Annotated in this window: 20 protein-coding genes; 13 read left to right on the forward strand and 7 right to left on the reverse strand. The window is 70.4% G+C overall.

What is annotated here, in order from left to right; translation table 11 throughout:
• Position 1 precedes the first annotated feature (1 nt).
• The 4 genes from pcnB (at position 2) to panB (ending at position 3,830) form a co-directional block, all read left to right on the forward strand.
• A complete protein-coding gene (gene pcnB / locus ACWTPI_RS16530) occupies positions 2 to 1,627 on the forward strand; it encodes a polynucleotide adenylyltransferase PcnB (protein ID WP_020201750.1) in 1,626 nt (541 codons plus the stop codon).
• Positions 1,627 to 2,148 carry a 2-amino-4-hydroxy-6-hydroxymethyldihydropteridine diphosphokinase gene (gene folK, locus ACWTPI_RS16535; RefSeq protein ID WP_020201751.1) on the forward strand — a complete coding sequence of 174 codons (522 nt, stop codon included), beginning with the start codon at positions 1,627 to 1,629 and terminating at the stop codon, positions 2,146 to 2,148. Before pcnB ends, folK begins: the two co-directional genes overlap by 1 nt.
• A 78-nt stretch (positions 2,149 to 2,226) precedes the next feature.
• Entirely contained in the window at positions 2,227 to 2,868 is a 642-nt protein-coding gene (locus tag ACWTPI_RS16540) for a deoxynucleoside kinase (RefSeq protein WP_020201752.1), read from the forward strand.
• 140 nt (positions 2,869 to 3,008) lie between these two features.
• Positions 3,009 to 3,830: a 3-methyl-2-oxobutanoate hydroxymethyltransferase gene (panB, locus tag ACWTPI_RS16545; protein ID WP_059413541.1), complete on the forward strand. Its 822-nt coding sequence runs from the start codon at positions 3,009 to 3,011 to the stop codon at positions 3,828 to 3,830.
• A 16-nt stretch (positions 3,831 to 3,846) separates the two neighbouring features.
• Here the strand turns inward: panB and ACWTPI_RS16550 are convergent, their stop codons facing one another.
• The 4 genes from ACWTPI_RS16550 to ACWTPI_RS16565 form a co-directional block, all read right to left on the reverse strand.
• On the reverse strand, positions 3,847 to 5,568 hold the full coding sequence (locus ACWTPI_RS16550) for a chorismate-binding protein (RefSeq protein ID WP_454732492.1): 1,722 nt from the start codon (positions 5,566 to 5,568) through the stop codon (positions 3,847 to 3,849).
• Between the two features lie 331 nt (positions 5,569 to 5,899).
• Positions 5,900 to 7,045 (reverse strand): molecular chaperone DnaJ, encoded by a 1,146-nt coding sequence (gene dnaJ, locus ACWTPI_RS16555; RefSeq protein WP_020204173.1) that lies wholly within the window; start codon positions 7,043 to 7,045, stop codon positions 5,900 to 5,902.
• Positions 7,046 to 7,233: 188 nt separating this feature from the next.
• Positions 7,234 to 9,192 (reverse strand): molecular chaperone DnaK, encoded by a 1,959-nt coding sequence (gene dnaK / locus ACWTPI_RS16560; RefSeq protein WP_059413539.1) that lies wholly within the window; start codon positions 9,190 to 9,192, stop codon positions 7,234 to 7,236.
• A gap of 213 nt (positions 9,193 to 9,405) precedes the next feature.
• On the reverse strand, positions 9,406 to 9,969 hold the full coding sequence (locus ACWTPI_RS16565; RefSeq protein ID WP_454732189.1) for a cob(I)yrinic acid a,c-diamide adenosyltransferase: 564 nt from the start codon (positions 9,967 to 9,969) through the stop codon (positions 9,406 to 9,408).
• Positions 9,970 to 10,202: 233 nt separating this feature from the next.
• Between ACWTPI_RS16565 and ACWTPI_RS16570 the strand changes: the two genes are divergently transcribed.
• From ACWTPI_RS16570 to glcF, 6 genes are all read left to right on the forward strand, one after another.
• Positions 10,203 to 11,621, forward strand: coding sequence for an FAD-binding oxidoreductase (locus ACWTPI_RS16570; protein ID WP_059413537.1), 1,419 nt, complete (start codon positions 10,203 to 10,205; stop codon positions 11,619 to 11,621).
• 9 nt (positions 11,622 to 11,630) lie between these two features.
• Positions 11,631 to 12,521 (forward strand): LysR substrate-binding domain-containing protein, encoded by an 891-nt coding sequence (locus ACWTPI_RS16575; protein ID WP_454732190.1) that lies wholly within the window; start codon positions 11,631 to 11,633, stop codon positions 12,519 to 12,521.
• A gap of 321 nt (positions 12,522 to 12,842) precedes the next feature.
• On the forward strand, positions 12,843 to 14,336 hold the full coding sequence (locus ACWTPI_RS16580; RefSeq protein WP_020204167.1) for an FAD-linked oxidase C-terminal domain-containing protein: 1,494 nt from the start codon (positions 12,843 to 12,845) through the stop codon (positions 14,334 to 14,336).
• Between the two features lie 2 nt (positions 14,337 to 14,338).
• Complete coding sequence (locus ACWTPI_RS16585) at positions 14,339 to 15,310, forward strand: ion transporter (protein WP_454732191.1); 972 nt, start codon at positions 14,339 to 14,341, stop codon at positions 15,308 to 15,310.
• A gap of 47 nt (positions 15,311 to 15,357) precedes the next feature.
• On the forward strand, positions 15,358 to 16,455 hold the full coding sequence (gene glcE / locus ACWTPI_RS16590; protein WP_454732192.1) for a glycolate oxidase subunit GlcE: 1,098 nt from the start codon (positions 15,358 to 15,360) through the stop codon (positions 16,453 to 16,455).
• Positions 16,456 to 16,517: 62 nt separating this feature from the next.
• Positions 16,518 to 17,768 (forward strand): glycolate oxidase subunit GlcF, encoded by a 1,251-nt coding sequence (gene glcF / locus ACWTPI_RS16595; RefSeq protein ID WP_059413534.1) that lies wholly within the window; start codon positions 16,518 to 16,520, stop codon positions 17,766 to 17,768.
• A gap of 10 nt (positions 17,769 to 17,778) precedes the next feature.
• Here glcF and ACWTPI_RS16600 read toward each other — a convergent pair whose 3' ends face one another.
• From ACWTPI_RS16600 to ACWTPI_RS16610, 3 genes are read right to left on the reverse strand one after another with little or no spacing between them, the layout of a single operon-like run.
• Complete coding sequence (locus ACWTPI_RS16600) at positions 17,779 to 18,387, reverse strand: flavin reductase family protein (protein ID WP_454732193.1); 609 nt, start codon at positions 18,385 to 18,387, stop codon at positions 17,779 to 17,781.
• Between the two features lies 1 nt (position 18,388).
• Entirely contained in the window at positions 18,389 to 19,339 is a 951-nt protein-coding gene (locus ACWTPI_RS16605) for a carbon-nitrogen hydrolase family protein (RefSeq protein WP_059413532.1), read from the reverse strand.
• A 20-nt stretch (positions 19,340 to 19,359) separates the two neighbouring features.
• Complete coding sequence (locus ACWTPI_RS16610; RefSeq protein ID WP_020204161.1) at positions 19,360 to 21,012, reverse strand: MFS transporter; 1,653 nt, start codon at positions 21,010 to 21,012, stop codon at positions 19,360 to 19,362.
• 300 nt (positions 21,013 to 21,312) lie between these two features.
• Between ACWTPI_RS16610 and ACWTPI_RS16615 the strand changes: the two genes are divergently transcribed.
• The 3 genes from ACWTPI_RS16615 (at position 21,313) to ACWTPI_RS16625 (ending at position 23,289) form a co-directional block, all read left to right on the forward strand.
• Positions 21,313 to 22,068 (forward strand): TrmB family transcriptional regulator, encoded by a 756-nt coding sequence (locus tag ACWTPI_RS16615; RefSeq protein ID WP_454732194.1) that lies wholly within the window; start codon positions 21,313 to 21,315, stop codon positions 22,066 to 22,068.
• Between the two features lie 136 nt (positions 22,069 to 22,204).
• Positions 22,205 to 22,567 (forward strand): CidA/LrgA family protein, encoded by a 363-nt coding sequence (locus ACWTPI_RS16620; RefSeq protein ID WP_020423849.1) that lies wholly within the window; start codon positions 22,205 to 22,207, stop codon positions 22,565 to 22,567.
• The gene (locus ACWTPI_RS16625) at positions 22,564 to 23,289 is read left to right on the forward strand and encodes an LrgB family protein (protein ID WP_020204158.1); all 726 of its coding nucleotides are present in this window, start codon (positions 22,564 to 22,566) and stop codon (positions 23,287 to 23,289) included. Before ACWTPI_RS16620 ends, ACWTPI_RS16625 begins: the two co-directional genes overlap by 4 nt.
• Positions 23,290 to 23,337 lie beyond the last annotated feature (48 nt).

Genomic DNA, 23,337 nt, shown 5'->3' on the forward strand with positions numbered 1-23,337 from the left:
CGTGATCAAGAAGCTAATCAACCGGCTGCTCGGCAAGCCGGGCCCCCAGCAGCGCCCCGTCAAACGCCGTGGCCGCGCCGGCACGCCGCACATCGTGCCGCACGACGAGCACCAGATCGACCAGTCGCTGATCTCGCGCAACGCCATCAAGGTCACCTCCACGCTGCAGCAGGCCGGCTACCAGGCCTTCATCGTGGGCGGCGCGGTGCGCGACCTGCTGCTGGGCATCAAGCCCAAGGACTTCGACGTCGCCACCAACGCCACGCCCGACCAGGTGCAGGCGCTGTTCCGCCGCTCGCGCATCATCGGCCGGCGCTTCCAGATCGTGCACGTGACCTTCTACGGCGGGCGCGAGCAGGAGATCATCGAGGTCTCCACCTTCCGCGCGCTGGTCGACGCGGTGGCCAGCGAGACCCTGCCCGAGGGGCGCCGCCTCAAGCGCGCCGAGCTCGACAGCAAGACCCACGCGATCGACGCCTCGGGCCGCGTGCTGCGCGACAACGTGTGGGGCTCGCAGGCGGAGGACGCGGAACGCCGCGACTTCACCATCAACGCGATGTACTACGACCCGGCCGAGCAGACGGTGTATGACTACCATCACGGCATGGAAGACATCCGCGCGCGCACGCTGCGCATGATCGGCGACCCGGTCACGCGCTACCGCGAGGACCCGATCCGCATGCTGCGCGTGGTGCGCTTCGCCGCCAAGACCGGCTTCGGCATCGACGAGGACACGCGCCAGCCGATCGCCGACCTGGCCTCGCTGATCCACAACGTGCCCAGCGCGCGCCTGTTCGACGAGATGCTCAAGCTGCTGATGTCCGGCCACGCCTGGGCCTCACTGCAGGAGCTGCGCAAGGCCGGCCTGCACAAGGGCCTGCTGCCGCTGCTGGACGTGGCGATCGAGCAGCCGATGGGCCAGCGCTTCGTGCAGCTCGCGCTCGACAACACCGACCAGCGCGTGCAGGTCGGCAAGCCGGTCTCGCCAGGCTTCCTGTTCGCCGCGCTGCTGTGGCACCACGTGCTGCAGCGCTGGACCGCGCTGCGCGAGCAGGGCGAGCACGCCATCGCCGCGCTCAACACGGCGATGGACGACGTGCTCGAGCGCCAGACCGGCCAGCTCGCCATCCAGCGCCGCTTCGTCACCGACATGCGCGACATCTGGGGCATGCAGCCGCGCTTCGAGAAGCGCGTGGGCCGCATGCCGCACCGCCTGATCGAGTCGCCGCGCTTTCGCGCCGGCTTCGACTTCCTGCAGCTGCGCTGCGACTCCGGCGAGCAGCCGGCCGAGCTGGCGCGCTGGTGGCAGGACTTCCAGAACGCCGACGGCGAGCGCCGCGAGGCCCTGATCGACGCCGTGCGCCCGCCGCGCGGCGGCAAGCAGGGCGGTGGCGGCGGCAGCGGTGGCGGCAGCCCCGACGGCGGCGAACCGTCCGGCGACTGGGACGGCGGCGATGGCGGCGACGGCAGCGAGAGCGGCGGCCCGGCACGCAAGAAGCGCCGCCGGCGCAGTCCGCGGAAATCGGATAAAGTTTCCTCCCGGAGTGATATGGACGCGAGCCAGGATGCCGGCTCGGCTGAAGACCGGAACGCCGGCAAGGTGCGCGTCCAGCCGGAGGAATCGTAATGACAGTTGCCTTTATCGGCATCGGGGCCAACCTGGGCGATGCCCGGCAGGCCCTCAAGGATGCCATCGTGTGCCTGGCCCAGCAGGTCGGCATCACGGTGCTGGCGAGATCGTCGCTTTACCGCACGGCCCCGGTCGACGCGGGCGGCGACGACTACTTCAACGCGGTGGTGAAGGTGGAAACCCCGTTCACCGCGGCCCAGCTATTGCGCATCTGCCACCACATCGAGGACCAGTTCGGCCGCGAGCGCCCGTTCCGCAACGCGCCGCGCACGCTCGACCTCGACCTGCTGCTGTTCGGCGACGAGATCCACGGCGACGAACATCTCACGGTGCCGCATGCGCGCGTGGCCGAGCGCGCCTTCACGCTGGTGCCGCTGCTGGAGCTGGACCCCGCGCTGGTGATCCCGGGCCGCGGCCCGGCCGCCGACTTCCTGCCGGCGGTCAATACGCAGCGCATCGAGAAATTCTCGTTCTGCCAGTGCACGCGGCAGAAAACGGAAGCGCGCGACGCTTCCTGACGACGCGGCATCCCGGGGCGCGCCGTCAGGAAACGTCGCGCTCCCCGGCCCGCCTCCCCTAGCCGACCGGACCCGCCCATGCTCGAACATCTGCGCAGGATCGTGGTGGAAGGCCCCATCGGCGCCGGCAAGACGGCGCTGGCGCAGCGCCTGGCGCAAACCCTGCGCGCCGGCGAGCTGCTCGACGGCGCCCGCGGCAATCCCTTCCTCGACCGCTATTACCGCGAGCCGGCGCGCTACGCGCTGCCGCTGCAGCTGTCGCTGCTGAACCAGCGCGCGCAGCAGTTGCAGGCGTGGCAGGCGGCGCTGCTGGCCGGCCAGCGCATGGTGGGCAATTTCCTCCATGCCCGCGACCGGCTCTACGCGGGCCTGACGCTGCCCGAGGACGAGCTGGCGCTGTACGACGCCCTCGCCGCGCGCCTGCCCGCGCAGAGCCAGCGCACGGACCTGGTGATCGTGCTGCAGGCCTCGCCCGCGCTGCTGCGCGAGCGCATCGCGCGGCGCAACGCGCCCGGCGAATCCAGCATCGACGACACCTACCTGGAGCGCCTGTGCGGCGCCTACGGCGAGCTGTTCCACCGCTACGACGAGGCGCCGGTGATGATCGTCGACACCGCCCACTTCAACCCGGTGGACAACGACGGCGATTTCCGTACACTACTGTCGCGCATCGAAGACATGCGCGGCCGCAAGGCCTTTCTCAATCTCGCTGCGCCCTGACAGGTTCCCGCCTGCCAGCCCGACCATAACGACAGCAGCCGCTGCCGCGCACCGCGGCAAAGCGGATTGCAGGGGACAACGGCCCGCCGCATGGCCTGAAGCGGCCCGCCCGCCTCCCGTCTCTCTACCGGCCCAACGTCATGAGCTACCTCCTCGATCCCTCCCGCAAGACCGTCACCATTCCCAAGCTGCAGGCGATGCGCGCCGCCGGCGAAAAGATCGCCATGCTGACCGCCTACGACTCCAGCTTCGCCGCGCTGCTCGACTACTGCGGCGTCGAAGTGCTGCTGGTCGGCGACTCCCTCGGCAACGTCATGCAGGGCCAGCAGACCACGCTGCCCGTGACGCTGGAACAGATGGCCTACCACACCGAATGCGTGGCGCGCGGCAACCAGAGCGCGCTGCTGGTGGCGGACCTGCCGTTCGGCACCTACCCCACGCCCGAGACCGCCTTCGCCAGCGCCGCCACGCTGATGCGCGCGGGCGCGCAGATGGTCAAGCTCGAAGGCGGCGACTGGCTCGCGCCGACCGTGCAGTTCCTGGTCGAGCGCAGCGTCCCGGTGTGCGCGCACATCGGCCTGACGCCGCAGTCGGTGCATGCGCTGGGCGGCTTCAAGGTGCAGGGCAAGACCGACGAGAGCGCCGCGCAGCTCAAGCGCGACGCCCTCGCGCTGCAGGCCGCGGGCGCGCAGCTGATCGTGATGGAAGCGGTGCCGGCGGCGCTGGCGGGCGTGGTCACGGGCCTGCTGACGATTCCCACCATCGGCATCGGCGCGGGCGTGGACTGCTCGGGCCAGGTGCTGGTGCTGCAGGACATGATCAACGTCTACCCGGGCCGCAAGGCCAAGTTCGTGCGCAACTTCATGGAAGGCGCCGCGTCGATCGAGGCCGCCGTGCGCGCCTACGTGGCGGCCGTGAAGGACGGCAGCTTCCCGGCGGCGGAGCACACCTTCTCCGCCTGACCCGCCTGACCCTGCCTCAGCCGGCGGCCAGCACCGCCGGCAGCACGCCGCGCAGCGCGTTGGCCAGCGCCAGCGCCTCGCGGCGCGCCAGCATGGCGCGCGTGACCACGGCCTCGCGCGCCGGCCCGCCCAGGTAGCGCGCGCCGTCGGCCAGCACCGCCGCGCGCATCACGCCGGGCAGGACGTGCGCCGCCAGCGGCGGCGTCAGCCACTCGCCATCCACCTTGACGAACACTGAGCTGCGCCCGCCTTCGAGCAGTTCGCCGCGCGTGTTGAAGAACAGGCTGTCGAACGCGCCGGCGCGCTCGGCGGCCTGCCAGCCGGCGTCGAACACGGCGCGCGCGCTGGTCTTGTGGCGGCGCAGCGGGTCCGCGTCCGGCAGCGGCTGCGGCGCCAGCAGCGCCGCGACCGGCGCGGCGGCCAGCGGTGCCAGCGCGCCGTGCGTCACGGCGAGGCCGCCGGCCTTGCCGAGCGCCAGCCGCAAGCGCCACGCGCCGGCGCCCAGGCCGGCCGCGGCCGCGCGCGCCGCCGCGCGCGCGCGCGCGGCGTCGAAAGCGAAACCGAGGCAGGCGGCCGACGCGGCCAGCCGCGCCAGGTGCGCGTCCAGCCGCGGGCACGTGCCGTCCTCCACGCGCAGGGTCTCGAACAGCGTGAAGCCCGGATCGTGCGCGGTCAGGAAGCGGGCTTTCCAGCCGCATTCGGCGTACTCGCCGGCCGCGTCGCTGTCGTGGACGATGCCGCCGCCCACGCCCATCTCGCCCGCGCGCAGGCCGTCGGCGCGCGGCGCGCCCAGCACCAGCGTGCGGATCGCCACCGACAGCGCGAAGGCGCCCGGGAACGCCACCGGCGCCGGCGCAGGCGCGTCGATCCAGCCGATCGCGCCGGTATAGAGCCCGCGCGGCGACGGCTCCAGCTCGCCGATGATCTGCATCGTGCGCCGCTTGGGCGCGCCGGTGATCGAGCCGCACGGGAACAGCGCGCGCAGCAGCCCGGCCAGGCTCGTGCCGGGGCGCGCGGTGGCGGTCACGGTGGACGTCATCTGCAGCACCTGCCCGAACGGCTCGACCACGAAGCGCGCCGGCACCGCCACCGTGCCCGGCACCGCCACGCGGCCCAGGTCGTTGCGCAGCAGGTCCACGATCATCACGTTCTCGGCGCGGTTCTTGGCGTCGGCGGCCAGCGCCGCGGCGGCGGCGGCATCGCGCGCGGGGTCGCCGCTGCGCGGCGCGGTGCCCTTCATCGGCCGCGTGAGCAGATGGCCTTGCCCGTCATGGCGCACGAACAGCTCCGGCGACAGCGACAGCACCCAGCCGTCGCCGGGCAGGCGCGCCAGCACGGCGTAGGGCACCGGCTGCGCCGCGCGCAGCGCCGCATAGAGCGCCGCCGGCGCGCCGAACGCGCCGAAGCGCAGGCGCTGGGTGAAATTGACCTGGTAGGTGTCGCCGGCCTCGATCCACGCATGGATGCGGGCGATGGCCGCGTGAAAGGCCGCCTCCGTGGTATCGGAAGCGATCTCCATCACGCCAGCCGGCGTGTCGCCCTGTTCGCCGGCCAGCCACGACGCGACCGCCCGCGTGTCCAGCCTGCGCATCCGCCGGAACCACAGCAGCCGCAGCGCGCCGTCGTGGAACGGCAGCGCCTGGTCCGCGACCACCGCCACGCCGAGCAGCGGGCCGCCGAATTCGTAGGGCGCGAACAGCGTGGCATGCCAGCCCTGGCGCCAGCCCTCGGCCAGCATGGCGTCGAGCACATCGAGCGCGGCGCCGCCGGGCAGCACGTCCTCGCGCACGAAGCCGGTGTACAGGCGCGAGACCGCCTCGCCGGGCGCGGCGGTGGCGTCGTCGAGCAGGACGAACGGTTCGGGGGAAGCGGAGGGGGAAGCGGGAAGAACTGCCACGGGGAAATCACCAGCGTCGGTTGGGGCGGCCGCGAAACGCGGCGATATCGCATTATCGCGCGCTGCGCACGCAGGAACCGCCAGCGGCAAAACCCGCCACCAGCCCCCCAAAAAAAAGAAAGCCGGCCACGCCGTCAAGCGTGGCCGGCCACTCGCCGCGAGCCGAACCGGCTCAGCTGAAGAAGCTCTTCACCTTGTCCAGCCAGGATTGCTCCTGCGGGCTGTGGCGCGAGCCGCCTTCGTGCACCGAGCGGTCGAACTGGCGCAGGATGTCCTTCTGCGCCTCGGTCAGCTTGACCGGCGTTTCCACGTTCACGTGCACGTAGAGGTCGCCCGGATAACCCGAGCGCACGCCCTTGATGCCCTTGCCGCGCAGGCGGAAGGTCTTGCCGGCCTGGGTGCCTTCGGGCACCGGGAAGCTGGCCTTGCCGCCCAGCGTGGGCACTTCCAGGTCGCCGCCCAGCGCCGCGGTGGCGAACGAGATCGGCATCTGGCAGTGCAGGTCGTCGCCGTCGCGCTCGAACACCGCGTGCGGGCGGATGTGCACTTCCACGTACAGGTCGCCCGGGGGGCCGCCGTTGATGCCCGGCTCGCCGTTGCCCGAGGAGCGGATGCGCATGCCCTCGTCGATGCCGGCGGGGATCTTCACTTCCAGCGTCTTCTGCGACTTGATCTTGCCCTGGCCGTGGCACTTGGTGCACGGCTTGGGGATGTGCTTGCCGGTGCCGTGGCACTTCGGGCAGGTCTGCTGCATCGAGAAGAAGCCCTGCGACACGCGCACCTGGCCCGCGCCGTGGCAGGTCGGGCAGGTCTCGACGTTGGTGCCGGGCTCGGCGCCGTTGCCGTGGCAGTGCTCGCACTCGTCCCAGTGCGGCACGCGGATCTGCGCCTCGTGGCCGTGCGCGGCCTGCTCGAGCGAGATCTCCATGCTGTAGCGCAGGTCGGCGCCGCGGTACACCTGCGGGCCGCCGCCGCTGCGGCGCCCGGCGCCCTGGCCCTGCTGGCCGAAGATGTCGCCGAAGATGTCGCCGAAGGCCTCGGCGAAACCGCCGTAGCCCTGGCCGCCGCCGCCGAAGCCGCCCGCCATGTTGGGGTCGACGCCGGCGTGGCCGTACTGGTCGTAGGCCGCCTTCTTCTCGGGGTCGGAGAGCATCTCGTAGGCCTCCTTGACCTCCTTGAATTTCTCCTCCGAATCCTTGCTGTCCGGATTGCGGTCCGGGTGGTGCTTCATCGCCAGCTTGCGATATGCCTTCTTGATATCGTCGTCGCTGGCGTTCTTGCCCACCCCGAGCACTTCGTAGTAGTCACGTTTTGCCATGGTGGCTGATTACCTGATTGGCCCTGCGGCGCGTGTGAGACCCGCCCGGGCAAATAGCAAAGAAAATAGCAAAAAAGCCGAGCGCGGCATCCGACGGCGGTAATCCGCTTGGTCCGATGTCCGTCGCCCGGCGTGGGGACAGGGGCTGGCGGCGGTGCCGCGCACCGCGCCCCTCCCCAGCTCATCCATTACTTCTTGTCGTTGACTTCCTTGAATTCGGCGTCCACGACGTTGTCGTCCTGCGGCTGGGCCTGCTGGTGCTGGCCGGCACCCGCGCCCGCGGCGCCGGCCGCGCCCGCGCCGCCCGCTTCGCCGGACTTGGCCTGCATGTCGGCGTAGACGCGCTCGCCCAGCTTCTGGCTGGCCTCGGACAGCGCATTGACCTTGGCGTCGATCTCGGCCTTGTCGCCGCCGCGCGCGGCGTCTTCCAGTTCCTTGATCGCGGCTTCGATCTTTTCCTTCTCGCCCGCCTCGAGCTTGTCGCCGTATTCGGCGACCGCCTTCTTGGTCGAGTGGATCAGCGCGTCGGCCTGGTTGCGGGCGTCAGCCAGCTCGCGGGCCTTCTTGTCTTCCTCGGCGTTGGCCTCGGCGTCCTTCACCATGCGCTGGATCTCGTCTTCCGACAGGCCCGAGTTCGCCTTGATGGTGATGCGGTTTTCCTTGCCGGTCGCCTTGTCCTTGGCGCCCACGTGCAGGATGCCGTTGGCGTCGATGTCGAACGACACTTCGATCTGCGGCAGGCCGCGCGGCGCCGGGGCGATGCCCTCGAGGTTGAACTCGCCCAGCAGCTTGTTGCCGGTGGCCATTTCGCGCTCGCCCTGGAACACCTTGATGGTCACGGCCGGCTGGTTGTCGTCGGCGGTCGAGAACACCTGCGCATGCTTGGTCGGGATGGTGGTGTTCTTGGTGATCATCTTGGTCATCACGCCGCCCAGCGTCTCGATGCCCAGCGACAGCGGCGTCACGTCCAGCAGCAGCACGTCCTTGCGGTCGCCCGACAGCACCGAGCCCTGGATCGCGGCGCCCACGGCCACGGCTTCGTCAGGGTTCACGTCCTTGCGCGCTTCCTTGCCGAAGAACTCCTTGACCTGCTCCTGCACCTTGGGCATGCGGGTCATGCCGCCGACCAGGATCACGTCGTCGATCTCGCTGACCTTGACGCCGGCGTCCTTGATCGCGATGCGGCACGGCTCGATGGTGCGGGTGATCAGCTCTTCCACCAGCGCTTCGAGCTTGGCGCGCGTCATCTTCAGGTTCAAGTGCTTCGGGCCCGAGGCGTCCGCCGTGATGTACGGCAGGTTGATCTCGGTCTGCTGCGAGCTCGACAGTTCGATCTTAGCCTTTTCCGCGGCTTCCTTCAGGCGCTGCAGCGCGAGCACGTCCTTGGACAGGTCGACGCCCTGGTCCTTCTTGAACTCGCTGATGATGTAGTCGATGATGCGCTGGTCGAAGTCTTCGCCGCCCAGGAAGGTGTCGCCGTTGGTCGACAGCACTTCGAACTGCTTCTCGCCGTCCACGTCCGCGATCTCGATGATCGAGATGTCGAAGGTGCCGCCGCCGAGGTCATACACGGCGATCTTGCGGTCGCCCTTCTCGTTCTTGTCGAGGCCGAACGCCAGCGCGGCCGCGGTCGGCTCGTTGATGATGCGCTTGACGTCGAGGCCGGCGATGCGGCCGGCATCCTTGGTGGCCTGGCGCTGCGAGTCGTTGAAGTAGGCCGGCACGGTGATCACGGCTTCGGTCACCGGCTCGCCGAGGTAGTCCTCGGCCGTCTTCTTCATCTTGCGCAGCACTTCGGCGGACACCTGCGGCGGCGCCAGCTTCTGGTCGCGCACCGACACCCATGCGTCGCCGTTGTCAGCCTTGACGATGGAGTACGGCATCAGGCCGATGTCCTTCTGCACTTCCTTTTCTTCGAACTTGCGGCCGATCAGGCGCTTCACCGCGTACAGGGTGTTGCGCGGATTGGTCACCGCCTGGCGCTTGGCCGGCGCGCCCACCAGGATCTCGCCATCTTCCATGTAGGCGATGATCGACGGGGTGGTGCGGGTGCCTTCGGCGTTTTCGATCACCTTGGGCGTATTGCCTTCCATGATCGCGACACAGCTATTGGTGGTACCGAGGTCGATACCGATGATCTTACCCATTTATTCTCTCCTCTTGAGCCCCGCTATCCGCGGGCGCTGCAATTCGTCCTGGAGTCGGAAATGTGGCCGTCCGGGGCCATTTCAAGGGCCGGACGCGCAATTCCGAGTAATTTTCTCGGTTTTTCCGGGCGCATCGCGGCAGGACGGCGGCCGGCCGGCGGGGCGGCCCGCGCGCCGGCGGGCGCCGGCGGGCGCCGGCCCGTTTTTTATGCCTTATTTGTCACTTTCCGCGGCACGGCCGCGCTGCCACAGCACGTCGCCGCCGCCGCCGGCGCGGTTCAGCACGCGCGCCAGCACGAACAGCAGGTCGGAGAGCCGGTTCAGGTACTGGCGCGGCGCCTCGTTGAGCGCCTCCTGCCCGCCCAGCGCCACCAGCGCCCGCTCGGCGCGCCGGCACACCGTGCGGCAGACGTGCGCCACCGCCGCGGCGCGGCTGCCGCCGGGCAGGATGAACTCGGCCAGGCGCGGCAGGCCGGCGTTGTAGTGCGCCAGCCAGTCGTCCAGTTGCAGCACCTGTTCCGGCCTGACCAGCACGTAGCCGGGGATGGACAGCTCGCCGCCGAGGTCGAACAGGTCGTGCTGGATGTGCAGCAGCGCCGCGCGCACCTCGTCGGGCAGCGTTTCGGCCAGCAGCACGCCGAGATGGGAATTGAGCTCGTCGACGTCGCCGATGGCGGCGATGCGCAGGCTGTCCTTGCCGGTGCGGCTGCCGTCGCCGAGGCCGGTGGTGCCGCCGTCCCCGGTGCGGGTGGCGATCTTGGTCAGGCGGTTGCCCATGCGGGTCTCCTGCGGTGGCAATCCCGCATTATGGCGCCCATCGGCGCCGCGGCGGCGGCGGTCGCGCGCATGCCGGGCGCCGGCGCCCGATGTGCTGTGGCGGACAGGCGCGGCGTAGAATAGCGGGATTCGCCCGCGACGCCAGCGGGCACCAGTGCCGGCACCGACGCGCGCCGCCCGCTCCCGGGCAGCGCCGCGCGGCAGCCTGCCGCCGCAGTCCCGCCGGAGACACCATGAACCATCCCACCCCCCACGCGGCGCTGGCGCGCCAGCCGCTGCCGGCCGCCGTGCGCGAGGCCCTGCAGGCCCGTTTCGGCGAGCGCTTCTCCACCTCCGCCGGCGTGTGCGAGCACCACGGGCGCGACGAGTCGCCGTTCCCGCCGGCCGCGCCGGACGGCGTGGTGTTCGCCCACAGCACCGAGGAAGTGGCCGAGGTGGCGCGCCTGTGCAACGCGCACCGCGTGCCGCTGATCCCCTACGGCGCCGGCTCCTCGCTCGAGGGCCACCTGCTGGCGGTGGCCGGCGGCATCAGCCTCGACCTGTCGCAGATGAACCGCGTGCTGTCGGTGCAGGCCGAGGACCTGAACGTGACCGTGCAGCCGGGCGTGACCCGCAAGCAGCTCAACCAGGAAATCAAGGACAGCGGCCTGTTCTTCCCGATCGACCCGGGCGCCGACGCCTCGCTGGGCGGCATGTGCGCCACGCGCGCCTCCGGGACCAACGCGGTGCGCTACGGCACCATGCGCGAGAACGTGCTGGCGCTGACCGTGGTCATGGCCGACGGCCGCATCGTCAAGACCGGCACGCACGCGCGCAAGTCGTCCGCCGGCTACGACCTGACCCGCCTGATGATCGGCAGCGAAGGCACGCTGGGCATCATCACCGAGGTCACGGTGCGGCTCTACCCGCAGCCCGAGGCCATCTCCGCCGCCATCTGCGCGTTCCCCAGCATGGGCAGCGCGGTGCGGGCGGTGATCGACACCATCCAGCTCGGCGTGCCGGTGGCGCGCGTGGAGTTCGTCGACGCGCTGGCCATCCGCGCCATCAACCGGCACGACAACCTGTCCATGCCGGAGATGCCGCACCTGTTCTTCGAGTTCCACGGCACCGAGGCCGGCGTCAGGGAGCAGGCCGAGACCGTGCAGCAGATCGCCGCCGAGCACGGCGGCCAGGGCTTCGAGTGGGCCACCCGGCCGGAAGACCGCAGCCGCCTGTGGAACGCGCGCCATACCGCCTACTTCGCCATGCTCCAGCTCAAGCCGGGCTGCCGCGCCGTCACCACCGACGTGTGCGTGCCGATCTCGCGGCTGGCCGAGTGCGTGAGCGAGACCGAGCGCGACCTCGCCGCCTCCACGCTGCCCTGCCCGATCGTCGGCCACGTCGGCGACGGCAACTTCCACGTGGCGATCCTGACCGACCCGGCCAGGCCCGAGGAGCTGGCCGAGGCCGAGACCATCAACCGGCGCATCGTCGAGCGCGCGCTGGCCCTGGGCGGCACCTGCACCGGCGAGCACGGCGTGGGCCTGCACAAGATGGACTTCCTGGTCAGCGAGCACGGCGAGGATGCGCTGGACCTGATGCGCGCCATCAAGAACGCGCTCGATCCCAACCACATCCTCAACCCGGGCAAGATCTTCCGCGCGACGCGCTAGGGGCCGCGCATGGCCGCCGTGTTCAACCGCGTCCCGCCGCTGCACCTGCTGATCGCGTTCGAGGCCGCCGCCCGCCTGGGCAGCTTCGCGCGCGCGGCGGAGGAGCTGTCGGTCACGCCCAGCGCCGTGTCGCACCGCATCAAGAACCTCGAGGAGCTGTGGGGCGAGGACCTGTTCGTGCGCTCCAACGCCGCGCTGCGGCTGACCGCCGCCGGCACGCGCTACCTGCGCAACGTGCAGGACGCGCTCAAGTCCCTCAACGAGCTGGCGCGGCCCGAGTACAACAAGCAGCGCACGCGCCTGCGCGTGGCGATCCCGCCCACCTTCGGCCGCCAGCACCTGGTGCCGCGCCTGCCCGAGTTCACCGCGCTGTACCCGCACATCGACACCGAGCTGCACCTGGCCATCCCGTTCCTCGACGTGAAGGCCGAGGACACCGACGTGGAGATCCGCTACGGCACCGGCCGCTACCCGGACCTGAAGACCACCAGGCTGCTGGTCGAGCCGGTGTTCCCGGCCTGCGGGCGCGAATACTACGAGCACATCGACGGCCGCTCGCTCACGCGGCCCGAGCACCTGCACAACCTGGTGCTGCTGCGCAGCCCGCTGGAGCCGTGGAAGCCGTGGTTCGAGACCGCCGGGCTGGACTGGCCCGAGCCGCAGACCGGCCCGCAGTTCAACGACATCGGCCTGATGCTGGAGGCCATCGCCTCCAACCAGGGCGTGGCGCTGGTGCGCCAGCGCATGGCCCGCCACTGGCTGGCGCTGGGCCAGATGGTGCGCCTGCTCGACATCGAATCGGTCTCGCCGCACGGCTACTACATCGTCGAGCGCGAGCAGGCGCCGCTCAAGCCCGAGGCGCGCTATTTCGTCGACTGGCTGCTGGGGCTGGAGTGGTAGCGGCGTAGCCGGCCATGCCGGGGCGTGGCGCCGGGATGTGGCGCCGGAGAGCCGCCGGCGGTGGCCACCGACATGGCCGCCGGCATGGCAGCCGGCGCCCGCTGCCGGTGCTAAGCTGGAATCGCGCGGCGCCCGCGCGCGGGTCCGGCCGGGCCCTGCCATGTTCCGGTCCGCCGCCGGCATGAGCGATTTTGATCGGCCTGCCATGCGGAATTCACGTCGCCGCCATGCTGCGCGGCGGCGCGGCTGCGCTATAGTCCTTGCTCCCCACCCGCTCGCGCCGCGCCCCGCGCCGCGCCCGCGGCCACTACAGGAGTTGTCATGAACGCCCCGCACGAAGTCTCCCTGGTCACCGACGACAGCCGCCGCGCGGCGCTGCTCGAAGGCCTGGCGAAAATCCTGCCCGATGCGGCCCTGTTGTGGAAGCCCGAGGACACCGCGCCCTACGAATGCGATGGCCTGGCCGCCTACCGCCAGTTGCCGGTGGCCGTGGTGCTGCCCGACAGCGAAGAACAGGTCTGCGCCATCCTGCGCCTGTGCCATGCGCTGCAGGTGCCGGTGGTGCCGCGCGGCGCGGGCACCAGCCTGTCCGGCGGCGCCATGCCGATCGCCACCGGGCTGGTGCTGTCGCTGGCCAAGTTCAAGCGCATCGTCGGCGTGGATGCGCGCGCGCGCACGGCGGTGGTCCAGCCGGGCGTGCGCAACCTGGCCATCTCCGAGGCCGCCGCGCCCCACGGCCTCTATTACGCACCCGACCCGTCCTCGCAGATCGCCTGCACCATCGGCGGCAACGTCAGCGAGAACTCGGGCGGCGTGCACTGCCTCAAGTACGGCCTCACGGTGCACAACGTGCTGCGCGTGCGCGCGGTCACGATGGCCGGCGAGGTGGTGGAGTTCGGCTCCGAGGCGCCCGACGCGCCCGGGCTGGACCTGCTGGCCGCGATGATCGGCTCGGAGGGCATGCTGGCGGTCGTCACCGAAGTGACCGTCAAGCTGATCCCCAAGCCGCAACTGGCGCAGGTCATCATGGCCAGCTTCGACGACGTGGCCAAGGGCGGCAACGCGGTGGCCGACGTGATCGGCGCGGGCATCATCCCGGCCGGGCTGGAGATGATGGACAAGCCCGCCACCGCGGCCGTGGAGGAATTCGTGCGCGCCGGCTACGACCTCGACGCCGCCGCCATCCTGCTGTGCGAGTCCGACGGCACCACCGAGGAAGTGGCCGAGGAGATCGAGCGCATGAGCGAGGTGCTGCGCGCCTCGGGCGCCACGCGCATCGCCGTGTCGCAGAGCGAGTCGGAGCGGCTGCGCTTCTGGAGCGGGCGCAAGAACGCCTTCCCCGCGGCCGGCCGCATCTCGCCGGACTACTACTGCATGGACGGCACCATTCCGCGCAAGCACATCGGCACGCTGCTCACGCGCATCGAGGAAATGGAGCGCAAGTACGGGCTGCGCTGCATGAACGTGTTCCACGCCGGCGACGGCAACATGCACCCGCTGATCCTGTTCGACGGCGCCGACCAGGACCAGTGGCACCGCGCCGAGCTGTTCGGCTCGGACATCCTCGAGAGCTGCGTGGAGCTGGGCGGCACCGTCACCGGCGAGCACGGCGTGGGCGTGGAGAAGCTCAACTCGATGTGCGTGCAGTTCTCGCCCGAGGAGCGCGAGATGTTCTTCGCCGTCAAGGCGGCCTTCGACCCGGCGCGCCTGCTCAACCCGGACAAGGCCATCCCCACGCTGGCACGCTGCGCGGAATACGGCCGCATGCACGTCAAGCGCGGCCTGCTGCCGCATCCCGACCTGCCGCGCTTCTGAACATGGCGGGCCACAAAGCCGCCGCGCGCGGCCAGCAGCGACTCACCGCGCAGGTGCGCCAGCGCCTGGGCAAGCCCGAGTCGGGCTGGCGCGAGCGCTGGTACACCATCATCTTCGAGGCCGACACGCACGCCGGGCGGCTGTTCGACATCGCGCTGCTGCTGTGCATCGTGGCCAGCGTGCTGGTGGTGGTGTTCGACAGCCTGCCGGCGGTCAGCCAGCGCCTGGGCACCGCGTTCACGGCGGCGGAGTGGCTGTTCACGCTGGTGTTCACGGCCGAGTACGTGATGCGCATCCTGGTGGTGCGCCGCCCGCTGCGCTATGTGTTCAGCTTCTTCGGCGTGGTGGACTTCCTGTCGATCATCCCGACCTGGCTGGCCTTCTTCGTGCCGGAACTGGCCTTCCTGATCGACGTGCGCCTGCTGCGGCTGCTGCGCGTGTTCCGGATCCTCAAGCTGACGGTGTACTTCGAGGAGGCGCAGATCCTGTACCGCGCGCTGGCCAACAGCCGGCGCAAGATCTTCGTGTTCCTGGCCACGGTGTTCATCATCACCGTGATCCTGGGCACCGTGATGTACGTGGTGGAAGGCCCGCAGCACGGCTTCACCAGCATCCCGGTGAGCATGTACTGGGCGGTGGTGACGCTGACCACGACCGGCTTCGGCGACATGGTGCCGAAGACGCCGCTGGGGCAGTTCATCACCTCGCTGACCATCCTGCTGGGCTACGGCATCATCGCCTTCCCGACCGGCATCGTCGGCGCCGAGCTGGCCGCCAGCATCCTGAAGCGGCCGCTGACCACGCGCACCTGCACGCACTGCCTGAGCGAGGGGCACGACCCCGACGCGGCCTACTGCAAGCACTGCGGCAGCGCGCTGCCGCCGTACCGGGAAGACCACGACGAGCGCGACAGGCAAGACGAAAACGCGGGCGGCGGCAAACCCGCGCCCGGCGCCAGGACACCGCCAGGCTGACCCGCCCTCGCCCACAAAACCCACACAACCAGAACCAGCCAGCACCCATGCCAGCCGACCAGCAAGCCACCCTCGACGCCTTCCGCGACACCATCCGGCGCGCCACGGACGCGCGCACGCCGCTGCGCCTGCGCGGCGGCGGCAGCAAGGATTTCTACGGCCAGCAATTGCAGGGCGAGGTGCTCGACACGCGCGGCTACAGCGGCATCGTCGACTACGACCCGCCCGAGCTGGTGATCACCGCGCGCTGCGGCACGCCGCTGGCCGAGATCGAGGCGGCGCTGGCCGAGCGCCGCCAGATGCTGGCCTTCGAGCCGCCGCATTTCGGCGCCGGCGCCACGCTCGGCGGCGCGGTCGCGGCGGGCCTGTCCGGCCCGCGCCGGCAGGCCGTGGGCGCGCTGCGCGACTTCGTGCTCGGCGTGCAGGTGATGGACGGCCGCGGCGACATCCTCGGCTTCGGCGGCCAGGTCATGAAGAACGTGGCGGGCTACGACGTCTCGCGCCTGATGGCCGGCTCGCTGGGCACGCTGGGGCTGATCCTGGAAGTCTCGCTCAAGGTGCTGCCGGTGCCGTTCGACGAGGCCACGCTGCGCTTCGCGCTGGGCGAGGCCGAGGCGCTCGAGCGCCTCAACCAGTGGGGCGGCCAGCCGCTGCCGGTGGCCGCCTCGGCCTGGCACGACGGCACGCTGCACCTGCGCCTGTCGGGCGCGGCCGCCGCGGTGCGCGCCGCGCGCGAGCGCCTGGGCGGCGAGGCCGTGGCGCCGGACCAGGCCGGCGCGCTGTGGCAGGCGCTGCGCGAGCAGCAGCATCCGTTCTTCGCCCCGGTGCAGGCGGGCCGCGCGCTGTGGCGCGTCGCCGTGCCCACCACCGCCGCGCCGCTGGCGCTGCCGGGCGGCCAGTTGATCGAATGGGGCGGCGGCCAGCGCTGGTGGCTGGGCAGCGCCGACAGCGCCGCCGATGCCGCCGCCGTGCGCGCGGCCGCCGCCGCCGCGGGCGGCCACGCCACGCTGTTCCGCAACGGCGACAAGGCCGCCGGCGTGTTCACGCCGCTGGCCGCGCCGCTGGAGGCGATCCACCAGCGCCTCAAGGCCAGCTTCGACCCCGCCGGCATCTTCAACCCGCGGCGCATGTACGCCGGCTTCTGAGCCGCGCGCCAGGCAACCCATTCCCCAGCATCCCGAGCAAAGGCACCGGAGAGTCCCCCACCATGCAAACCACCCTGGCCGAGTTCCTGCGCGGCACGCCCGAAGGCGAAGAGGCCAAGTCCATCGTCGGCAAGTGCGTGCACTGCGGCTTCTGCACCGCCACCTGCCCCACCTACCAGTTGCTCGGCGACGAGCTGGACGGCCCGCGCGGGCGCATCTACCTGATGAAGCAGGTGTTCGAAGGCCAGCCCGTCACCGAAAGCACGCGCCTGCACCTGGACCGCTGCCTGACCTGCCGCAACTGCGAATCGACCTGTCCCTCGGGCGTGCGCTACGGCCGCCTGGTGGACATCGGCCGCAAGGTGGTGGACGAGCGCCTGGCGGCCCAGGGCGTGCAGCGCCCGGCCGGCGAGCGCTTCGCGCGCTGGGCCCTGCGCGAAGGCATCACGCGCCCGGCGCTGTTCGGCCCGGCCATGCGCCTGGGCCAGCGCGTGCGCCCGCTGCTGCCGCAGGCGCTGCGCAACAAGGTGCCGAAGCCGACCGCCGCCGGCGCGTGGCCGCGCAACGCCCACGCGCGCAAGATGGTGCTGCTCGACGGCTGCGTGCAGCCTTCGATGTCGCCCAACATCAACGCCGCCACCGCGCGCGTGTTCGACCGCCTCGGCGTGCAGCTGCTGGTGGCGCGCGAGGCCGGCTGCTGCGGCGCGGTGCGCCACCACACCGGCGACCACGACGGCGGCCTCGACAATGCGCGCCGCAACATCGACGCCTGGTGGCCGCTGGTGGAAGCCGGCGCCGAGGCCATCGTGATGACCTCCTCGGGCTGCGGCGTGATGGTCAAGGAATACGGCCACCTGCTGCGCAACGACGCGCGCTACGCCGAACGCGCGCACCGCATCTCGGCGCTCACGCGCGACCTGTGCGAGCTGCTGCCGGACTTCGCCGACAACCTGCAGGACATGGCCAGCGCCGCGCCGCGCGCCGGCGACGGCCAGCGCGTGGCCTACCACCCGCCCTGCACCCTGCAGCACGGCCAGCAGATCCGCGGCCGCGTGGAGGCGCTGCTGACCGCGCTGGGCGTGGAGGTCAAGCTCTGCGCCGACAGCCACCTGTGCTGCGGCTCGGCCGGTACCTACTCGGTGCTGCAGCCGGCGCTGTCCCAGCGCCTGCGCGACGACAAGCTCGCCAACCTGCAGGCCTCGAAGCCGGACGCCATCGTGTCGGCCAACATCGGCTGCATCACGCACCTGCAGAGCGGCACCGACACGCCGGTGCAGCACTGGATCGAACTGGTGGACCGGCTGCTGGGGTGAGCGGCCGCGGCTAGCCCGGCCGCTCCAGCTGGAACAGATCGGTGGAGCGCGCATACCAGCCGCTGCCGTGCATGCGGCTGATCAGGTCCAGCGCCGGCGCGTCGATGTAGCCCCGCGCGGGATCGAGCAGCACGTCGTCCCGCACGTGCATCGACAACACCCTGCCGATGACCACGAACTGGCCGGGGCCGGTCATGATGCTGGTGTGGCTGGCGCACTCGAGCGCCACCGGGCAGCCGTCGATCCGCGGCGGACGCACGACCCTCGACGCGAGCGGCGCCAGGCCGGCAAGCGCGATCTCGTCCTCGCCCGGCGCGTAGTCGGCGGCCGTCATGTTCATCGGCCCGGCAAGCGCCGCGGGCACGAGGTTCACCACGAACTCCCCCGTGTCGAGGATGTTCGCCGCCGTGTCCTTGGTGCCGCGGCTCTGGTGCCGGAGCAGTCCCAGCGCGACCGTGGGCGGCTCATGCCCCATCACGTTGAAGAAGCTGTAGGGCGCGGCATTGACGACGCCCTCCTTCGAGACGGTCGTGACCCATGCGATGGGCCGCGGGGTGACCGCCGAGGTCAGCAGGTTGTACACCGTGCGCGCCGGCAACGATCCGAAGTCCAGATCCACCTCACGCCTCCTCGTCGCCCGCGCCGGAAATGCAGGTGAGCGCCGCCTTCGGGCGGGTATCCACGGCGAGGCGGAAGACGTCCGGGCGGGCATAGTGCCCGGCGACGTCGAAGTCGAACTTGCCGCGGATGATCTGCCGCGGATCGACGGTGGCGTACAGCACGGCTTCCCGGTTGAACTCGGGGCCGGCCAGGACCTGGCCGAGCGGATCGACGATGGCGCTGCCGCCGCGCAGCAGGACCGTTTCCGGGGCATCGCCGAGCGCGCACTCCATGTCCTCGGGATAGGCGCCGCGGCGCAGGTACTGGCAGGCGCTCAGCACGTAGCAGCGGCCCTCGAGCGCGATATGCCGCATGCTCGGCAGCCAGGTGTCGCGGTCGTCGGCGGTCGGCGCGCAATACAGCGCGACGCCCTTGCCGTACATATACATGCGCAGCATCGGCATGTAGTTTTCCCAGCAGATGACGGCGCCGATGCGGCCGTAGGGCGTGTCGACGACGGGCATCGTCGAGCCGTCGCCGAACCCCCACACCAGCCGCTCGCCGGCGGTCGGCATCAGTTTCCGGTGCTTGGCGACCAGCCCGCTGCTGCCGTGGAAGAACAGCGCGGTGCAGTACAGCGTGCCGCCGTCCGCCTCGATGCACCCGATCACGACGAACGCGTCGCTGTGCGCGACCGCCTCCGCGATCAGCGCCACTTCCTTGCCATCGAGCGCGATGGCCTGTTCGTGGTAGGCCGCGTAGGCGTCGCGGCCCGCGGGCGTGCGCATGCCCACCGGCGCGCCGAAGCTGTTTCCTTTCGGATAGCCGCCCAGGAAGGCTTCGGGAAAGACGATGACCTTGGCGTCCTGCCCGATGGCCTCGCGCACCAGGCGCGCGGCTTTCTCCGCGCAGGCCATGCTGTCGGTGGGAATCGATTCGGCCTGGACGACGGCCACTTTGAATGGGTTCATGATGATTGCCGGTGTGTGGTTCAGTGTTCGAGATCCGGGTCGATGGCGGTGGCGCGGAGGTTGGGAAGCAGGGCCGCGCCGATCACGCCGACGACGCCGGTGATGACGACCGGATACATCAGGCCGCCGAAGACGTTGCCGGTCGACTGGGACAGGAAGGTGGCGACGAACGGCAGGATGCCGCCGAAGATCCCGGCGCCGATGTGATACGGGAACGACAGCGCCGTGTAGCGGATGCGCGCCGGAAACAGCTCGACCAGATAGGCCGCCACCGGGCCGTAGACCATCGCCACCATCGCGGTCATCAGCACGAGGATGAACACGATCATGGCGCTGTCGATCTGCGCAGGGTCGGCGCTGGCCGGATAGCCCGCCGCGGCAAGCGCCCTGGCATAGGCCGCCTTGTCGAAGCCGGGGATCAGCGGGGATGCGCCGATGCCGAGCGCCACCTCCTGGCCGGCGACGGCCGGCGCGAACGTGAAGCTGACGCCGCGCGCGACCAGGTATTTCTTCACCTGGACGCACAGCTTGCGGTGGTCGGGGTGGGTGCCGATCAGCGCGGCCTGGAGGCTGAAGTCGCACTGGCCGTGCGCGTTGTCGACGTGCAGCTGCACGGGAGCCGCCTCGGTGGCGTGGACCAGCGCGGGATTCCCGGCCCGCATCAGCGCGCCGAACATCGCGTGATAGGACAGCGCGGCGAGCAGCAGGCCGGCGACCATGATCCACTTGCGCCCGATCCGGTCGGACAGCCAGCTCATCAGCACGAAGCTGGGCGCGCCGATCAGGAAGCCCAGCGCGACGAGCCGGTATGCGCTCTCCTGGTCGATCAGCACGGCCTGCTGCAGGAAGATCATCACGTAGAACTGGCCCGTGAAATAGGTGGCGCCCTGGCCCGCGGTCACGCCCAGCAGCGCGAGCACGACGAGCTTCAGGTTGCGCCACTGGCCGAAGGTCTCCTTGAACGGATTGGGCGAGAGGCGGCGCTCGCGCTTCATGCGCGCGAACACCGGCGACTCGTGGAGCCTGGCGCGCACGTACACCGAGATCACCAGCATGACCAGCGACAGCAGGAACGGCACGCGCCAGCCCCAGGCGCGGAACGCCTCGGTGCTCATCGACGCCTGCGTCGCCATGATGACGAGCAGCGAGAGGATCAGGCCGGCCGACGACGTGATCTGGATCCAGCCGGTCAGCAGGCCCCGCCGCTTCGGCACGCAGTGCTCGGAGACGTAGATGACCGCGCCGCCGTATTCCCCGCCGACCGCCAGGCCCTGCACCACGCGCAGCGCCAGAAGCAGGATCCACGACAGGTGCCCGGCGCTCTCGTAGGACGGCAGCAGCCCGATCAGCACGGTCGAGCCGCCCATCATGACCACGGTCATCAGGAACGTGTACTTGCGCCCGAGCTTGTCGCCGAGGTAGCCGAAGAAGATCGAGCCGAGCGGCCGGATGACGAAGCCGACCGCCAGCGCGCCGAGCGCGGCCAGCAGCGATACGGTCGGATTGTCGGCCGGGAACAGCACGCGGCTCATGAAGACGGCGAGCGAGCCATAGATGAAAAAGTCGTACCACTCGAAGAGCGTGCCCAGCGTCGAGGCGGCGACGATCTGCCGCTCCTCCTTGCGCGTCAGCTCCGCTGACGAATCGTGGCTGATGATGGCTTCTGCTGACATCTGTCTGGCTCCGTTTCTCTATTTCCTGAAAATCTGTCGAACACTTTCGACACATTGGTACGTTAGCAATTGCCGTGCCATCGCAGACGGCAATATCAACGCTTATTAGTATATTTACGCACAAATATCGGCACTAAAAGCGAATTTATCAGGATCCATCTTGGTGCGCAAGCCACCAAATGGTGCAAAATTCCGGCGATCTGTCGAAGGATATGGACACATCACAAGGTGGGCTTGTCGATGGATTTCGACACTCGGCTACACTGCGGTATCTCTCGACCCGATGTGGAGTCCGCCGCGGTGGAAGCTGAACTCGCCCAACTGGGCATCACGAAATCGTTGTTCAACCTTTACATGGCCGCCGCCGAGCTCGGCGAGGCGACCATCGCCGAGGTGGCGGCGCGGGCCGGCATGGTCCGCACGACCGCGTACCATGCGCTGCAGCGGCTCGAGGAAGAGGGCCTGGTGACGATCGCTGACCGCGACGGCAAGCGCATCGTGGTGGCGGAAGATCCGCGCAAGCTGCTCGAGCGCGGCAAGGCGCGGCTGCAGGCGATCGAGGCGCTGGTGCCGCAGATGCGATCGGTCTACAACCGCATCAAGGGCAAGCCGCAGATCCGCTTCTTCGAAGGCGAGGAAGGCATCCGCACGGTCCTGTGGGAATCGCTGACGCTGACGGGCGCGCCCAGGGTGCTGCGCGGCTACCTGTCGATGCACGAGCTGGAGCAGACGCCCGGCCTGGGCGAGGTGGAGCGCTTCCTGAACGAGCGTGTGCAGCGCGGCATCGAGCTCAAGGTCATCCGCTCGCGCCATCGCGACATCCAGCCGATCTGGCCCACGAGCCGCGCCGAGCGCCGCGAGCTGCGCTACGCGCCGCCGGAGATGGAGATATCGATGACCACCTTCATCTTCGACAACCGCGTGTCGCTGATCTCGTCGCGCCACGAGAACTACGGGCTGATCATCGAGAGCGAGGAGTTCGCCACCATGCAGCGCGGCCTCTTCGATACCGTCTGGAGCGTGAGCGAGGCCTCGCGGCCGCAGGACTCCATCTAGCCCGCGGCCCGCCGCGCGGCGGGCCGGCTATGACCACCCGGGCGCTTGCGGCCTTGCCGGCGCGGCCCGCCGGCAAGGCCGCGCCGGGTTACCATGCGGCTGCCCCAGATCCGCACGCTCCGGCGTGCCCTTCGCCATGCTCCAGACCTTCGCCATCCTCCTCGTCTTCCAGTCCGTCGGGGAAGCCCTCAGCTATGCCCTGAGCCTGCCCGTGCCCGGCCCGGTGATCGGCATGATCCTGCTGTTCTGCTGGCTCGCCATCGACGACCGCATCCTGCCGGTGATCCAGGGCACCACCTCCGAGCTGCTCAAGCACCTGTCGCTGCTGTTCGTGCCGGCCGGCGTCGGCATCATGGTGCATGCGCACCGCATCGGCGGCGAGTGGCTGCCGATCGTGGTGGCGCTGGTGCTGTCGACCTGGCTGGCCATCGCCACCACCGCGCTGGTGGCGCGCGCGCTGATGCGCCGCGCGCACGGCGGCAACGGAGAGCGCGCATGATGACGCCGCGCCTCAACGAGATCTGGGTCTACCTGGCGGCCAGCCCGCTGCTGGGCCTGACCGCCACGCTGCTGGCCTACGTGTTCGCGTTCCGCATCTACGAGCGCGCGCGCTTCTCGCCGCTGGCCAACCCGGTGATGATCGCGGTGGCGATCCTGGTCACGCTGCTGACCGTGACCGGCACGCCGTACAAAACCTACTTCGACGGCGCGCAGTTCGTGCACTTCCTGCTCGGGCCGGCCACGGTGGCGCTGGCGGTGCCGCTCTACCTGCAGCTGCCCAAGCTGCGCCGCCACGTGCTGCCGCTGCTGGGCGGGCTGCTGGCGGGCTCGCTGGTGGCGGTGGTCTCGGCGGTGGGCATCGCCTGGCTGCTGGGCGCGTCGCCGGAGACGATCCGCTCGCTCGCGCCCAAGTCGGTCACCATCCCGATCGCGATGGGCGTGGCCGAGAAGATCGGCGGGCTGCCCTCGCTCACCGCGGTGCTGGTGATGCTGACCGGCATCATCGGCGCGGTCAGCGCGACGCGGCTGCTGAACCTGCTGCGCATCACCGACTACACCGTGCGCGGCTTCGCCACCGGGCTGGCGGCGCACGGCATCGGCACCGCGCGCGCGTTCCAGGTCAACCAGGAAGCGGGCGCCTTCGCCGCGCTCGGCATGGGCCTGAACGGCGTGCTGACGGCGGTGATGGTGCCGGTGCTGGCGGCATGGATGCCGCGCTGAGCGCGGTCGCGCACAGGGCGGCGGCGGCCGCACAAATCGCTGCTGACA

The organism is Cupriavidus ulmosensis (assembly GCF_977008105.1).